The organism is Acinetobacter sp. YH16052 (genome assembly GCF_013417155.1).
Classification (GTDB): Bacteria; Pseudomonadota; Gammaproteobacteria; order Pseudomonadales; family Moraxellaceae; genus Acinetobacter.
On record NZ_VPEO01000140.1, the window covers coordinates 1 to 1,629 of the forward strand.

Sequence of the window (1,629 nt, forward strand, 5' to 3'; positions counted from 1 at the left end):
CTTTTGAGCGTCGTACAAAAAGCGGGGGTTGTTTACATCGTCGGATCGATGAGAAATTCCCGCATCATCCGCATCCAAAAGATACTTTTAGTCTGGCTTATACAGCAAACAGAAATTCGTGATCGTATAGAAAGTACGCCTAAAAAGATCCTCGTCGTTTTGGATGAGCTTAAGTATCACATCTCAAAGACTGCGCTCGAAGCTTTGGGTGCTGCACGTGATAAAGGGCTTCATGTACTTATGGCACATCAAAGCCTTGGTGATCTAAGAGACTGCCCAAGTGATCTAAAGCCTGAAACTGTCATCGATGCAGTCTTTGAAAATGCACCCCTTAAAATCGTCTACAGAGTCCAAAGTCCTGAGACTGCGGAGCTTTTTGCACGTAAATCGGGGAAAATTTTGGTGGATGTTGAGAGCCGACAGGTCGATAAGACGCTTGGCCTAGCGCAAAAGGTCAAAGAGCGCAGGATCAGCCAAGAGCAAAGCTACCTCTACGATGAAAACGAAATTTTATATCTGCCTAGAGGTGTGGGGGTCGTCTTTGGACAGGGACTTCCTCAAAAAGTATCTATCGCCCCGATTCAAGTCACAAAAAGCTATGAAGCCATCACAGTGAAAGACTTTGGAGAAGATGAAAGTGAAAAATTCGATACAAAAGAGCTAATTTTAGAGGGGGGATATTGATATGAGTCAGATCACTCGTAAGGATGAGAAAGAGATGATCATCCTGAATTTTTTGAGATGTGAAGGCTTTAGTACTAGGAAGCTTTTAGGAGAGCGTTTAGGTGTAACTCGAACAAGCATTTCTAGATCACTTCAGCGTCTGAAAACCCGCGGGCTTTTACTTGAGGTGAACAGATCTCACGAGGATGACCATAGAAGTCCTGCTCTTTGGGGCTTGACTCCTACTGGAGCTTTTGAGGCCACAGATGATGGTGAATACACGCACTTTGATCTCAATCGAGTCTCTGAGATCACTTTACAGCATGACCTTGACGTACAGCGTGCAAGAATTAAGGCGATCCATTTGGGATGGATCGAGTGGCTAGGAGGGCGTGAGCTTAGAAGAAAAGCAGTTACAGAGCGTTCTACCTGGCTTCAAGTACCAGATGCTTTCGGAGTATCCCCAAGAGGTCGAAAAGTGGCTCTTGAGATCGAAAGGAGAGTCAAGACACCTAAGCGATATGAGGGAATTTTTAGTCAGTATTGTCAGATGCTTGTCGATGGGACTGTCCAAGAAGTCGTATATATCTGTCCTGAAAGGATTTGCCCAAGAATTGAGCGTCTTTTTCTGAAGATCGAGACGATGTTTGTGGATGGAAAAATTCGCCCTATAAATGATTCTTTTAGAAAAAGATTCCACTTTGTGACTTATGAGGGATGGGGGGAATATGCAAAGAACTTTTGAAGAAAATCTATTTTTTAAGGTACACGCTTTTAGCCACTACTTTAGTAAAGCCTTAGGTGGCGTGGCTTTCAAAGATTTAGATCATACTTTTGATCTTGCTCTTTCTATCGCATCTATGGATGTAGAGCTTTTAAAAAGCTCTTTTGCCGACCTAAAAAAAGCGGACATGGGGACGGTACGGACTTTCATAGACTCCTTGGATGATCAAGCCATGACAGCCC

Annotated in this window: 3 protein-coding genes; all 3 read left to right on the forward strand. The window is 43.6% G+C overall.

What is annotated here, in order from left to right; all coding sequences use genetic code 11:
* A partial coding sequence (locus tag FTV42_RS16750; protein ID WP_180039243.1) for a TraM recognition domain-containing protein occupies positions 1-684 on the forward strand: 684 nt, incomplete at its 5' end.
* A 1-nt stretch (position 685) separates the two neighbouring features.
* A complete protein-coding gene (locus FTV42_RS16755) occupies positions 686-1,408 on the forward strand; it encodes a helix-turn-helix domain-containing protein (protein WP_180012213.1) in 723 nt (240 codons plus the stop codon).
* Positions 1,392-1,629 (forward strand): hypothetical protein (locus tag FTV42_RS16760; RefSeq protein WP_180039244.1); only part of this gene is annotated, 238 nt, incomplete at its 3' end. The genes FTV42_RS16755 and FTV42_RS16760, both read left to right, overlap by 17 nt.

What these genes read in the sequence shown, in the direction of transcription:
- FTV42_RS16755 (WP_180012213.1), top strand. Translation starts at nt 686, where the DNA reads ATGAGTCAGATCACTCGTAAGGATGAGAAAGAGATGATCATCCTGAAT.